This window comes from Lysobacter sp. HA35, from assembly GCF_054061195.1.
In genome coordinates, this window is the sequence record NZ_JBSSDY010000001.1 from 1,283,976 (window position 1) to 1,296,887 (window position 12,912).

The 12,912-nt window shown below is 67.9% G+C and carries 12 protein-coding genes; 7 read left to right on the forward strand and 5 right to left on the reverse strand.

Annotated elements, in window-relative coordinates:
* Window position 1: 1 nt before the first annotated feature.
* From holA to leuS, 3 genes are all read right to left on the reverse strand, one after another.
* A complete protein-coding gene (holA, locus tag ACVWZN_RS06270; RefSeq protein WP_456953064.1) occupies window positions 2-1,066 on the reverse strand; it encodes a DNA polymerase III subunit delta in 1,065 nt (354 codons plus the stop codon).
* Window positions 1,067-1,077: 11 nt separating this feature from the next.
* Entirely contained in the window at window positions 1,078-1,653 is a 576-nt protein-coding gene (locus ACVWZN_RS06275; RefSeq protein WP_456953065.1) for an LPS-assembly lipoprotein LptE, read from the reverse strand.
* An 82-nt stretch (window positions 1,654-1,735) separates the two neighbouring features.
* Window positions 1,736-4,507: a leucine--tRNA ligase gene (gene leuS, locus ACVWZN_RS06280; protein ID WP_456953066.1), complete on the reverse strand. Its 2,772-nt coding sequence runs from the start codon at window positions 4,505-4,507 to the stop codon at window positions 1,736-1,738.
* A 177-nt stretch (window positions 4,508-4,684) separates the two neighbouring features.
* Here leuS and ACVWZN_RS06285 point away from each other — a divergent pair, with 177 nt between their 5' ends.
* Window positions 4,685-6,382 (forward strand): diguanylate cyclase, encoded by a 1,698-nt coding sequence (locus ACVWZN_RS06285; protein WP_456953067.1) that lies wholly within the window; start codon window positions 4,685-4,687, stop codon window positions 6,380-6,382.
* Between the two features lie 127 nt (window positions 6,383-6,509).
* Window positions 6,510-6,761, forward strand: a complete 252-nt coding sequence (locus tag ACVWZN_RS06290) for a SemiSWEET transporter (protein ID WP_027083512.1) — start codon at window positions 6,510-6,512, stop codon at window positions 6,759-6,761.
* On the opposite strand, the gene ACVWZN_RS06295 is transcribed toward ACVWZN_RS06290, so the two are convergent.
* A complete protein-coding gene (locus ACVWZN_RS06295) occupies window positions 6,709-7,344 on the reverse strand; it encodes a DUF998 domain-containing protein (RefSeq protein WP_456953068.1) in 636 nt (211 codons plus the stop codon). The genes ACVWZN_RS06290 and ACVWZN_RS06295 overlap by 53 nt on opposite strands.
* 74 nt (window positions 7,345-7,418) lie before the next feature.
* On the opposite strand from ACVWZN_RS06295, the gene trxA reads away from it, so the two are divergent.
* From trxA to ACVWZN_RS06315, 4 genes are all read left to right on the forward strand, one after another.
* Window positions 7,419-8,288, forward strand: a complete 870-nt coding sequence (trxA, locus tag ACVWZN_RS06300; protein ID WP_456953069.1) for a thioredoxin — start codon at window positions 7,419-7,421, stop codon at window positions 8,286-8,288.
* A 75-nt stretch (window positions 8,289-8,363) separates the two neighbouring features.
* On the forward strand, window positions 8,364-8,813 hold the full coding sequence (locus ACVWZN_RS06305) for a DUF4442 domain-containing protein (RefSeq protein ID WP_456954728.1): 450 nt from the start codon (window positions 8,364-8,366) through the stop codon (window positions 8,811-8,813).
* A gap of 74 nt (window positions 8,814-8,887) precedes the next feature.
* Window positions 8,888-10,855 (forward strand): bifunctional serine/threonine-protein kinase/formylglycine-generating enzyme family protein, encoded by a 1,968-nt coding sequence (locus tag ACVWZN_RS06310; RefSeq protein WP_456953070.1) that lies wholly within the window; start codon window positions 8,888-8,890, stop codon window positions 10,853-10,855.
* Window positions 10,856-10,877: 22 nt separating this feature from the next.
* On the forward strand, window positions 10,878-11,537 hold the full coding sequence (locus tag ACVWZN_RS06315; protein ID WP_456953071.1) for a DUF502 domain-containing protein: 660 nt from the start codon (window positions 10,878-10,880) through the stop codon (window positions 11,535-11,537).
* 85 nt (window positions 11,538-11,622) lie between these two features.
* On the opposite strand, the gene ACVWZN_RS06320 is transcribed toward ACVWZN_RS06315, so the two are convergent.
* Complete coding sequence (locus ACVWZN_RS06320; RefSeq protein ID WP_456953072.1) at window positions 11,623-12,696, reverse strand: phage head morphogenesis protein; 1,074 nt, start codon at window positions 12,694-12,696, stop codon at window positions 11,623-11,625.
* A gap of 46 nt (window positions 12,697-12,742) precedes the next feature.
* Between ACVWZN_RS06320 and ACVWZN_RS06325 the strand changes: the two genes are divergently transcribed.
* Window positions 12,743-12,910: a DUF2158 domain-containing protein gene (locus tag ACVWZN_RS06325; RefSeq protein ID WP_456953073.1), complete on the forward strand. Its 168-nt coding sequence runs from the start codon at window positions 12,743-12,745 to the stop codon at window positions 12,908-12,910.
* Window positions 12,911-12,912: the final 2 nt, after the last annotated feature.

A 12,912-nucleotide genomic window follows, 5' to 3' on the forward strand; every position in this document is an offset into this window, starting at 1 on the left:
GTCACCCGGCGGCCAGCAGGCGTGTGGCGCCGCGCTCGGACAGCGCGACCATCAGGCGTTCGAGCGCAACCCATGCGTCGCCGGGCGCGCGGCCCTTTGCGATGCGATCGACCAGCCCCGCCTGCACCAGCATCGCTTCCCATGCCGCGGGCGAATGCCGCTGCAGCGCACGTCGATACATCGGCTGTTTCGCGTCCCACACGCGCTGCGCCTTGAACGCGGCGACGAGGTTGCCGCCCTTGGCGTTGAGCTGCGCAAGCGCGGCGCCGCGCTGCAGTTCCATCACGATCATGCCGAGCAATGCCGGCACCGCGTCGCCTTCCGCACGCAGCCCGGCGAGCACGCGAATGACCTGCGCCGGCTGGCCGTTCATGGCGGCATCGATCAATCGGAACACGTCGTAGCGAGACGCGTCGGCGACCAGCGACTGCAGCGTCTCGAGCGTCAGTGGTCGACCACCGCGCGGCGCGTCGGGCGCGTCGCGAAACAGCAGCGCGAGTTTCTCGATCTCCTGCGCCGCGGCGAGCAGGTTGCCCTCGACGCGCTCGGCCAGATGCTGCACCGCGTCTCGATCCGGCGAAAAACCACGCGCCCGGAGGCGGCGGTCGATCCAGCCCGGCAACTCGTGCAGCTTCACCGGCCACGCAACGGCGACGCGACCGACGCGGTCGATCGCCTGGCTCCAATCGCCGCCGTGGCTGCGGCTCCAGTCTTCGCACGTTACCAACAGCACGACGTCCGCAGGGGGCGTCGCGCAGAACTCGGTGATGACCTTCGCGCCTTCCTTGCCTGGTTTGCCGGTTGGCAGGCGTAGTTCGATCAGGCGCCGCGACGCGAACAGGCTGGGCGCGTTGAACGACGCGGACATGCCGTCCCAGTCGGGCTCGCGCTGGCCGGCGCCGGCCTCGAAGACTTCACGCTCGGCGATGCCATCGCGACGCGCTGCGGCGCGCACGGCATCGGCGGCTTCGAGGACGAGAAGCGGTTCGGCGCCCGCGATCAGGTAGGCCGGCTTGAGCGGCCCGGACTCGAGCTGTGCGACCAGCTGTTCGGGCGAAAGATCCACGTTTTCGGAGATCAGCCGCCGGAGCTGGCGCCGGTCTGGTCCGCCGGGTTCGGCGTCACGGTCGGTGCGGGCACCGGCTGCAGCGACTTGACCGGCACGCCGAGCTTCAGCACCGCCTCGATGCGGCGGAGCATCGAGAACGCCATCTCGCGACGCAGCTCCTTCGCCAGCGTCTCGCGCTCGCCTTCGGAGCCGATCGCATTGGTCGGGTTGGACACATAGTCGCGTGCGAGTTCGATCGTCTGGCGCGGCACGACGACGTTTCCGCCCGAGTCGCGCAACTCGAAGATCACCGCGTAGCGCAGGCTGAATTCCTGCGAGCGACCGAGTGCGTCGACGCTGATCGGCGTATCGCCCCACTGCTCGGCGAGGATGTCGAGAATCGCGCCGTCGCCGCCTTCGCGAACGACGGTGAGGCCGGCGCGCTCGATCGACTGCGCGATTGATTCCGCCAGCGGGCTGTATCGATCGGCCGACACCACCCGAAGCGGGCTCAGTTCGGCCGGAATCGCGACGCGTTCACGCAGATGGAAACCGCAGCCCGTCAGGGCGAGGACAAGGACGGCGGACACGAGGCGTCGGATCATGCGGGGAGTCTGGACGAGGCGGCGGCGGGCGGCAATAGCGGCAGGTCGCGCGTCCACGTGGCGTGCACGTGGACGCGCGCGATCAGCCGGCGACGATGTTGACGATCTTCCCCGGCACGACGATGACCTTGCGCACCGTCTGGCCTTCGAGGAATTTCGCGACGCCCGGCTCGGCGAGCGCCGCGGCTTCCACCGCTTCGCGCGGCGCATTCACCGCCGCCTCGATCGTGCCGCGCAGCTTGCCGTTGACCTGCACCGCGAGCGTCACCGCGTCGCGCACCAGGGCCGACGGGTCGGCCTGCGGGAACGGCACGTCCTCGAGCAGCGTTTCGGGATGACCGAGCGCCTGCCACAGCGCGTGGCAAACATGCGGCGTCACCGGGTTGAGCAGCAGCACCATCGTCTGCAGCGCTTCGTGGCGCACGGCGCGGCCCTGGTCGCTCATGTCGTCGAACTTCGACACCGCGTTGAGCAGCTCCATCAGCGACGCGATCGCCGTGTTGAACGCATGGCGACGACCGTAGTCGTCACCCACCTTCTGGATGGTCTCGTGCAGCTGGCGGCGCAACGTCTTCTGCGCGGCGTTGAGCTGCGACGCGTCGACTTCCGGATGGTCCGGCTGCGACACGTGCGTGATCACCTCGCGCCAGAAACGGCGCAGGAAACGCGCCATGCCTTCGACGCCGGCTTCGTTCCATTCCAGCGACTGCTCGGGCGGCGCGGCGAACATCGAGAACAGGCGCACCGTGTCGGCACCGTACTTGCCGACCATGATCTGCGGATCGACGCCGTTGTTCTTCGATTTCGACATCTTCTCGGTGCCGCCGATCTGCACGCGCCCGCCGTCGACCTTGCTGTGCGCGCCGATGATCTTGCCGCGCTCGTCGCGATCGATCTCGACGTCGGCCGGATTGATCCAGTCCTTCCCGCCGTTGTCGAGCTCGCGATAGAACGTGTCGGCGATGACCATGCCCTGCGTGAGCAGGTTCGTCGCCGGCTCATCGCCGTTGACGAGGCCGGCATCGCGCAGCAGGCGATGATAGAACCGGAAATACAGCAGGTGCAGGATCGCGTGCTCGATGCCGCCGATGTAGTGGTCGACCGGCAGCCAGTACTTCGCGCGTTCGTCGACCTGCGTTTCGGCGCCCGGCGACGTGTAACGCGCGTAGTACCAGCTCGACTCCATGAAGGTGTCGAAGGTATCCGTCTCGCGCTCGGCGCCCGCGCCGCAGTTCGGGCACGTCGTCTTGCGCCACTCGGGATCGGACTTGATCGGCGATGCGACGCCGCTGAACTCGACGTCCTCCGGCAGCACCACCGGCAACTGATCTTCCGGCACCGGCACCGCACCGCAGGAGCTGCAGTAGATGACGGGAATCGGGCAGCCCCAGTAACGCTGGCGGCTTACGCCCCAGTCGCGCAGACGGAAATTGACGCGACGACGCCCGCGGCCTTCGGCTTCGAGACGCTTCGCGAGGTATTCAAACGCTTCCGAGTACTCCATGCCATCGAGGTCGTCGGAATTGACGATCCAGCCCTTCTCGGTCCACGCGCCGGAATCGAGGATGCCGCGCTCGAACGCGTCGACGACTTCCACCGCCGCGCGCGTTTCGTACGGATCGGTGGCGCCGGATTCGCCGAGCGCGACGGTCATGGGATCGTCGTGGCGGACGAGGTGCTTGGCGGCTTCGAAGATCGCATCACGCACTTCGGTCGGCGCGATGACCATGCGGATCGGCAGGTCGTAGGCCTTGGCGAACGCCCAGTCGCGCTCGTCGTGGCCGGGCACGCCCATCACGGCCCCGGTGCCGTAGTTCATCAACACGAAGTTGGCGACGAACACCGGCAGCTCTTCGCCGCTCAGCGGATGCACGGCCCGCAGGCCGGTATCCATGCCGCGCTTTTCCTGCGTTTCGAGCTCAGCTTCGGAGACGCCGCCGCGTCGGAGTTCGGCGATGAACGCGGCGAGGTCACCATTCGACTCGGCGGCCTGCATCGCGAGCGGATGTTCCGCCGCGATGGAAACAAACGTCACGCCCATCAGGGTGTCCGGGCGCGTGGTGAACACGGTCAGCGGTTCGACCGCCGCGCCGTGCGCATCACGCACGTCGAAGCGGATTTCCAGGCCTTCGGAGCGACCGATCCAGTTGCGCTGCATGGTCTTGACCGCGTCCGGCCAGCCCGGAAGCATGTCGAGGCCGTCGAGCAGTTCCTGCGCGTAATCGGTGATCTTGAGGAACCACTGCGGGATCTCGCGCTTCTCCACCACCGCGCCGGTGCGCCAGCCGCGGCCGTCGATCACCTGCTCGTTGGCGAGCACGGTCTGGTCGACCGGGTCCCAGTTCACGACCGAGTTCTTGCGGTACGCCAGGCCCTGCTTCATCAGCCGCACGAACATGCGCTGCTCGTGGACGTAATAGTCCGGGCGGCAGGTGGCGAACTCGCGCGACCAGTCGATCGCATAGCCCATCTGCCGAAGCTGCGCGCGCATGTGCTCGATGTTGGCGTAGGTCCACTTCGCCGGCGCGGTGTTGTTCTTGATCGCCGCGTTCTCGGCCGGCAGGCCGAAGGCGTCCCAGCCCATCGGCTGCATCACGTTGTGGCCGGTCATGCGCTTGTAGCGGCTGATGACGTCGCCGATCGTGTAGTTGCGCACGTGGCCCATATGCAGCGCGCCCGACGGGTACGGCAGCATCGACAGGCAGTAGTACTTGGGCTTGTCCGAGGTCTCGGCGACCTCGAAGGCGCGGGTCCGGTCCCAGAACGACTGCGCGGACGACTCGACGGAGCCGGGCTCGTAGGCGCGCGGCTCGGAGCCGGAAAGTGTGACGTCGTTCGCGTTGGGGGAGGACACGGGGTGCAGTCCGAAACGGGCGGGCGGTCGAAAAGCCTATCGCAGTGCACAAACGGCCGTCACGCCGACGGTCCGTTGGCGCGGCCCCGGCATGCCGCTTGCTAGGGTGGCGACAGACCCGACGCGCCTACCTGAATGCCGCTCAGCACGCTTCGAACCGATCGACGCCGATTCCCGGTGCTCGCCGCCCTTCTGGCGGCGCTGCTGGCCGTGACGGGCGTGATGCTCTGGGGCATCCGCTCGTTCAACGCCAGCACGCAATGGGTCAGCCATACCTACCAGGTGCTCGCGCAGATCGAGTCGGTGCGGTCCGCGCTCGACGCCACCGAGTCGGCCGCGCGCGGGTACCGCCTCGCCGGCGACGAGCGTCTCCAGGCCGAATATGTCGGTAACCGGCCGCAGCCGATCTCGAGCGCTGACGCGTTGGCGCGTCTGGTCGAAGACAACCCGGCGCAGGAGCGCCGCGCGCTGGCGCTTCGCGCGCTCGTGGCGCGACGCCTCGTCGAGATCGAGCGAAGCGTGACCCTTCACCAGACCGGCGCGGCGCAGGCGGCCAACCACGTGATGGTCGAAAGCGGAATCCCGACCAACGAGGCGGTCGATCAGGCGACTGCCGAGATGGCGCGCGTCGAGCGACGCTTGCTCGAGGAGCGCACCGCGGCCAGCGCCCGGGACTCCCTGCGGCTGACGCTGTTCGTGGTGATCGGCATGCTGCTGTCCGTCGGGATGCTCGGTGTGCTGCTGGCGATGATCGGACGCGAGACGCGGCGGTCGAGGAAGCACGCACACGAGGCGCGCACCGCGCTCGCTACACTGGAAGCATCGATCGAACAGCGCGAGCGGCTCGCCGAGCAGCGTCGCGTGCTCGGCGCGTTCGCCGGGCTGCTGCACAGCTGCCAGAACGTCGAGGAAGCGCTCGACGTCGCCGGCAATGCGCTGTCGCAACTCGTGCCGAACGGCGCGGGCGTCTGCTATTCGATGCGCGCATCGCAGAACCTGCTGGAGCTGCGCCCGCTGTTCGGCACGCACGGCACCGAATATCCCGACGCGATGCGACCGGACCAGTGCTGGGGCCTGCGTCGTGGCAGCCCGCATGCGTATGACCCGTCGCGTCCAACCGCGCGTTGCGAGCATCTCGAAGAACTGACGCCGGATCAGGCGTGTGGCGTTTGCATGCCGCTCGCATCGCAAGGCATGACGCTCGGCTTGCTGCACGTCAGCACGCGTCTCGGCGCACAACTGAGCGACCTCGAGCGCGCGGCGGTCGAGTCCGTCGCGGAGCATCTCGGCGTCGTGCTCTACAGCCTGGAACTGCGCGAAAGCCTGCGCGTGCAGTCGCTGCGCGATCCGCTGACCGGGCTGTACAACCGCCGCTATCTCGAAGAAAGCCTGCCGCGCGAGATGGAACGCTGCGAGCGTCGCGTGCGTCCGTTGTCGGTGCTGATGATCGACGTCGACTACTTCAAGCGCTTCAACGATGAGCACGGCCATGGCGCCGGCGACGCGTTGCTGACGAAGATCGGCCAGGTGCTCGCGGCGGTGACGCGTGGCGAGGACATCGCCTGCCGATACGGCGGCGAGGAATTCACCATCGTCATGCCGGAAGCCGGGCTCGAGCAGGCGGCGATGCGCGCCGAGCAGATCCGCCTTGCGATCGCGGAAGCATCGATCACCTACATGCGTCGCGAACTCGGGCCGGTCACGGCGTCGATCGGCGTGCACGAACTGCAGGTCGGGCTGGATACGCCGCAGACGCTGCTCGCCACCGCCGACCGCGCGCTGTACGCCGCGAAGACGCAGGGTCGCAACCGCGTGCTGCGGTCGTCGCTGCCGTCTTCGCGTGGCGATGTCCTGCCCGACAGCCGCCGCGCGTGATTCAATCGCCGGCCGCAGCGCGCGTCGATGCATTCGTTCGACGTAGCGCCCGACGTCCTGATATCCGGAATCGCCTTCGTATGTTCAAGCGCCCTTCCCCGCCACCGACCGCCGCGCAGGCGTCCGCATGACCGGCGAATGGGTCGGCTATGCGGCTGCGGTACTGACCACGTCGTCCTTCATCCCACAGGCCATCAAGACGATCCGCACGCGCGACACCAGCGGCATTTCGCTGGGGATGTACGTCGTGTTTACGGTCGGCGTCGCATGCTGGTTCTTCTACGGCATCGTGCTGATGTCGTGGCCGATGATCGTGTCGAACCTGCTTACGCTGGGCCTGTCGGCGACGATCCTGGTGCTGAAGCTGCGCCACGGCTAGGCGGCGGCGCGCAAAGCACCGTCGCGACGAACCACGCGCCGAACGCGACGCGCTGCGACAGCCCGACGGGAAGCACGCCCGGCAACACCAGCGCGAATGCCAGCGTCACCAACGCGCAACCGGCCACCATCCAGCACCGCCGCGCGTGCCGCGTTCCACGCATGCCGACCGCGAGCATCAACGCGCCGGCGACGAACGCGACCCACCAAAGCGTCCACGTCGCCGCATGCAGCCGGCTGGCGATTGCGAGCAGGTCGGTCGAATCCAGCGGCAGCAGCCCGAGCGCGGCGAACGCGATCGCGGCCAGCGTCAAAGCCTGCACGCCGAGGCGCGCGACGAAGCGCGTGTCCGCCATTCGTGCGCGCAGCGCCTGAGTCGCCAATGCCGCAAGCAACCCGGGCACGATGAACGCAAGCACGTTGAACGCGAGCGCATGGTCGACGCCGCTCGCACCCAGCGCGGCGACCGGATGCCGCAGCTGCGAGAACCCGTCGTGCACCGCGCCGAAAGCCGCCACCGACACGGCGAAAAGGACGACCGCGGCGAGCGCGGCGGCGAGCGGAAGGCTGACGTGTCGTTGCATCGGCCCATGCTAGCGTGCGCGCCTTGCGGAGACCCGGGCACGTCCCCATCTCCCGTGCACTTCCAGGAGCCGCCATGACCGCCGACGCGAATCCGCACGTCTTCGACGCCACCGCCGACAGCTTCCAGGACACCGTGCTGCAGCGCTCGCTGCAGGTGCCGGTGCTGGTCGATTTCTGGGCCGAATGGTGCGGCCCGTGCAAGACGCTCGGCCCGGTACTGGAAAAGCTCGCCGCCGAATACAACGGCGCGTTCCTGCTGGCGAAGGTCGACGTCGACAAGGAACAGCAGCTCGCCGCCGCGTTCCAGGTGCGATCGATCCCGACCGTCTACCTCGTCAAGGACGGCCAGCTCGCCGACGGCTTCCCGGGCGTGATTCCGGAAGGCACGCTGCGCGAATTCCTGAAGACGCACGGCATCGAGCCGCTGGCCGCGACGACGGCACCGGAAGTGGTCGAGGACGCACCGGCGATCGATCCGCACGCCGAGGTGGTTCGCCTGCGTGGCGAAGTGGCCGCCAAGCCCGAAGACGACGCACTCAAGCTCGACCTCGCGCTCGCGCTGCTGGCCACTGGCGCGACGCCCGAAGCGGAGCAGCTGCTGGACGCCCTGCCCGCCAACCTCGCCACCGACGACCGCACCGAGCGCGCCCGCGCGCACCTGCGCCTGCTCGCCGCGGCGAGCAACGCGCCTCCGGCCGACGTGCTGGAAGCCGCCATCGCCGCCGACCCGGCCGACCTGCGCGCACGTCACCTGCTTGCGGTGCAACGCGTGCTCGGCGGCCGCGAAGAAGACGGCCTTGAACACCTCATCGAAATGCTCCGCCGTGATCGCCAGTACGAAGACGGCCTTGCGCGGCGCACGCTCATCGATGCGTTCCGGATCGTCCCCGACGAGGATCTCGTCGGCCGCTACCGCCGCAGGATGTCGTCGCTGCTGTTCTGAGCCGCGACGCATCGCCCGAAGCAGAAATGCCCGTCGCCGGGCCTCCAGCGGAACCGCACCTTGAACCCGCAGAACATCCGTGCCGGCGCATTGCGGCACGCGCTCAACATCTGGCCGCCGTTCCTCGCGACCGGCATCCACGTCACACATCTCGCTGACGACTTTCGCCATGCCCGCGTCGAGCTGCGCCTGCGCCCGTGGAACCGCAACGCGGTCGGCACGCATTTCGGGGGCAGCCTGTTCGCGATGACCGACCCGTTCTGGATGCTGCTGGTGATGCGGAATGTCGGCCGCGACTACTTCGTCTGGGACCGTTCCGGCGCCATCGATTTCGACCGCCCCGGTCGCGGCGTGGTGCACGCCGACTTCGACCTCGACGACGCGACACTCGAGGACATCCGCGCGCAGACGGCCGACGGCGCCAAGCACCTGCGCTGGTTCGAGACGCCCGTCATCGATGCCGACGGCCACACCGTCGCGCGCGTGCGCAAACAGCTCTACGTGCGGCGCAAGCCGGGCCGCTGATCACGTTTCCGCCGGAATCCGGCCTTCGCGGCGCGCGTCCGGCCCTATATGCTCGGGCCGGCATGGACGAGCAAATGCCCGCCGACGCCAACGTCGAGACACTCCCGCAGATCGCCGGGTACCGCCTGCTGCGCCGCCTCGGCCAGGGCGGCATGTCGACCGTCTACCTCGCCGATCAGATCGCGCTGGGGCGCGAAGTCGCGATCAAGATCATGGCGCCGCAGGCGCTGGCCGACGAGGTGAGCCGACGCCGCTTCGAGAACGAGGTCCGCACGATCGCGCGCCTCGAGCATCCGCACATCGTCCGCATCCACGAGCTCGGCCGCACGAAGGACGGGCTGCCCTACTACTCGATGCCGCACCTCGCGCGCGGGCATCTGGGCGACGTCGATTTCACCCGCGACGAAGCCGGCGCCGTCGAGATCGCGACCGCCCTGCTCGCCGCACTCGAATACGCGCATTCGCGCGGGGTCGTGCATCGCGACGTCAAACCCGAAAACGTCCTGTTCGACGACGCCGGCCGTCCGCTGCTGGCGGATTTCGGCATCGCGCTGCGACGCGGTTTCGGCCCGCGGGTCACCACCGCCGGGCTCGCGGTCGGCAGCACCGCGTACATGGCGCCCGAGCAGGCGCGTGGCGAGGATGTCGACGGCCGCGCCGATCTCTACAGCCTCGGTGTCGTGCTCTGGGAAATGCTCGCCGGCCGACTTCCGTACGAAGCCGGCGACGCGCTGTCGATGGCGATCGCGCACGCGCAGCAGCCCATTCCGAAACTGCCTGCGCACCTGCGTCACTGGCAGCGTTTCATGTATCGCGCGCTGTCGAAGTCCGCCGACTCGCGTTTCCAGACCGCCGCCGAAATGCGGGATGCCATGCTCGCCGTGCGTCCACCGCGCTGGTTGCCAGCGTGGGATCGCGTGCGTGACGTCGTAACGAGTCCGGCGATGCGCTGGGGCGCTGCTGCCGTCGCGCTCGCGCTGGTGACCTGGGGCATCGCGTCGATCTGGCCGCGCGGCGGTCGCGATGGTTTTTTCCACGCGGAAAACCCGACGCGTTCGACGCAGGCCAGCACCGCGACGCCTGACCCGACCGACAGCATGCTCGAGCCGCTGCCGGGCGCGGATGTCGAGATGGCCGTGTCGCGCGCACGCACGCAGATCGCGCGCAATGCATTGACCGCGCCCGACGGCGACAACGCGCTCGCAACCGTCATGGCCGCGTGGAACGACAACCCGACCGATGCGCGCGTGCAGGCAGTCGTCGGCGAAGTCGCCACGGCAATTCGCGCGCGCCTCGCGACCGCGGTTCGCACGAACGACGACGTGCGCGCGCGCGACCTGTCGGGCCACCTCGACGAACTCGCACGCGCGCTCGGGCCGCATCCGGAAGCGATCACCGCGACGCCTGACGTGCAGAAAGCGCTGCGTACGCGCTTCGACGACGCGCTCAAGCACAACGATCGCAAGCGTGCGCAGCAGTCGCTCGTGCTCGCACGCGACCTGCGCCTGGCGCCGACCGAACTCGCGCGTTGGACGCGTGAAGCAAACAACATCGAAGGCGCGCCGCGCGCGGTCGTCGGCGATGAAGTCGCGGATCTCGGCCGAGGCAGCGTGTCCGATCGCCCGGTCACCCGCGCCGAGTACCAGCGCTTCGTTGAGGCGACTCATCGCCCGCCGTCGCTGTGTCGCGAGCGTGCGTCGCTGTTGCGCGTGTTCTCGCCGCGCAGCTGGCAGTCGCCCGGCTTCGCGCAGGGTGCGAACGACCCCGTCGTCTGCGTATCGCTGCAGGATGCGGAGGCGTATGCGAACTGGCTGAGCAATCAGGCCGGCGGCCATTTCCGCCTGCCGTCGTCGTCCGAGTCCTCGCGCGTGTCGGCGGATGTCGGAAGCCGCGCCGTGAGCCTTTGGCTGCGCGACTGCGGCAGCAGCTGCGTGCAGCGCACGGTGACAGCACATTCCTGGCGCGGCCGCACCGCGCAGGAAGCACTCGCCGCCAATCGCGGCTACGACGACGTCGGCTTCCGCCTGATGCGCGAGCGCTGACCGCGCCGCCTACAATCGCGGCATGGGCAAAACCAACCTGCAGCGACTCTTCCTCACCGGCCTGCTCACCCTGTTGCCGATCTGGCTGACGTGGGTGGTCGTCAAGTTCGTGTTCGTGCTGCTGTCGGACATCAGCCGACCGCTGATCGGGCCGGGCCTGCAGGGCGTTGCCGACGGAAATCCGTCGTTCGCATGGGTTGCGGCGCCGTGGGTGCAGAACGGGCTCGCATTGCTCGCGACGATCGCGGTGATCCTGATGTCGGGAATGATGGCGCGACGCGTCTTCGGCCAGCGCCTCCTGCGCTGGTTCGAAGCGCTGATCAAGCGCATTCCGTTCGCGAACATCATCTACGGCAGCGCGCGGCAGTTGCTCGACATCCTGCAGACGAAGCCCGACGGCACGCAGCGCGTGGTCTTGGTCGACTTTCCGAATGCGCACATGAAATCGATCGGCTTCGTCACGCGCGTGCTGCGCGAACAGGGCACGGGTCGCGAACTCGCCGCGGTGTACGTGCCGACCACGCCGAACCCGACGTCGGGTTATCTCGAAATCGTGCCGATCGAAAAGATCACGCCGACGGACTGGACGGTCGACCAGGCGATGAGCTTCATCATTTCCGGCGGCGCGGTGTCGCCTGAAACGATTCCCTTCGGCGGAAACCGCTTCGATTCCGCTATCTAGCGCCTATTTATCCTGTGCACCGCTGCGGCCCGCCCTTGGCGCGCGCCAGCTTTTTTATCTAATTGGTAACGCCGGCTGTTGGCAGTCATACCCCCGCCTTTTCGAACACAAGCGGTGCCTTCCGACGCATCTCGTCCAGAGTGAGCGGCTGGAAATTGCGACCGAGCTGCAGCCGCGCAAAGTCATCGGCAGAAAGCCCCCCGCGCCGAAACAGCGTCGCGCGCACTGGCCCTAACGCCTCGTCCTGAAACTCGGCCGGCTGGCGCTTCAGCCAGTCGAAATAACTCAGCCCGGCGTCGACCGGTCCATCGATGCTCGCGCGCTCGCCGCCCGTTAGCTCGGGCATGTCGATGCCGAGTTCCTTCCACGACTTCACCACCGGCACAACGGTGGATCGGCAGTTCGGGTGCGCCGGCGGCATTGGCCCGCCGCCAAGATCGAAGATGCGCCCATCGAGCGATTGGCACACCTCGCTGGTCTTGCTGTCGAGCGTGGAGACCCAGCGATAGCCCTTGATCAAGTCGTCGTTGGCGCGCATGAACTCAGCGCGCGCGACGTGCGCGACGTGCTGCACGCCCGTGTGCGCGACCGTGCGCGCATGCCGACGACTCACCGCAAGCTGCCCGTCGGCGTAATTCGCCGCCTTCGTGCCACGCAGGTCACGAACGATCTCGTCGGTCGTGCGTCCTTCGAAGTAGCCACGGCGAATCGTTCCGACAATGCGCTCGACGTCCGCCTCCCCCCACTTGGCGACAAACGCATCGAGCAGCATGCCGCCGCCCGGACCGCGCACGGATAACGGCGCTGCCGCGACCGCAGCACGCAGGGCAGGCGCCGCTGGCGTGGCCACGTCGACTCCCTCCAGCGCTGCGGCGAGCCCCTTGGACTGCGTGTCGGCGACGGTGTCTGCCATCTCTGCCAGGCGCGCCTGGAACTCGGCGCTGTGCCGGTCGTACAGCGCCTGCAGGGCCGCCTCAACCTCGCCCAGCACCTTCTCTGCGCGCTTACGCTGTCCCGGCGCTAGGTCTGCGCGCACGAGGCGATCGCGCAGCTCTTTGTCGATGTCGCGGAGGAAGCCGTCGATCTTGTCGGACTCGCCGGCCTTGACTCGCTCAAGCAGGACTTGCAGGCGGATGGATTGATCTAAGAGGTCGGTCACTGCCTTCTCCTGCTATGTTCGGCTCGCCCAACCAACGGAGAGCGATATGCAGCCTGGTGACGTGGTCGTCCTGAAGAGCGGAAGCGATCCCATGACCATCGTGGATCGCAACAGCGGGGGAGATGAGTGGAAATGCATTTGGTGGACATCGAAAACCGACAGTTTCAACTACCAGTACTTCCCCGAAGCCGCTCTGCAGACGTACAACGGCTAGTT

What these genes read in the sequence shown, in the direction of transcription:
- ACVWZN_RS06275 (WP_456953065.1), bottom strand. Translation starts at nt 1,653, where the DNA reads ATGATCCGACGCCTCGTGTCCGCCGTCCTTGTCCTCGCCCTGACGGGC.
- ACVWZN_RS06290 (WP_027083512.1), top strand. Translation starts at nt 6,510, where the DNA reads ATGACCGGCGAATGGGTCGGCTATGCGGCTGCGGTACTGACCACGTCG.
- ACVWZN_RS06295 (WP_456953068.1), bottom strand. Translation starts at nt 7,344, where the DNA reads ATGCAACGACACGTCAGCCTTCCGCTCGCCGCCGCGCTCGCCGCGGTC.
- trxA (WP_456953069.1), top strand. Translation starts at nt 7,419, where the DNA reads ATGACCGCCGACGCGAATCCGCACGTCTTCGACGCCACCGCCGACAGC.
- ACVWZN_RS06310 (WP_456953070.1), top strand. Translation starts at nt 8,888, where the DNA reads ATGCCCGCCGACGCCAACGTCGAGACACTCCCGCAGATCGCCGGGTAC.
- ACVWZN_RS06315 (WP_456953071.1), top strand. Translation starts at nt 10,878, where the DNA reads ATGGGCAAAACCAACCTGCAGCGACTCTTCCTCACCGGCCTGCTCACC.
- ACVWZN_RS06325 (WP_456953073.1), top strand. Translation starts at nt 12,743, where the DNA reads ATGCAGCCTGGTGACGTGGTCGTCCTGAAGAGCGGAAGCGATCCCATG.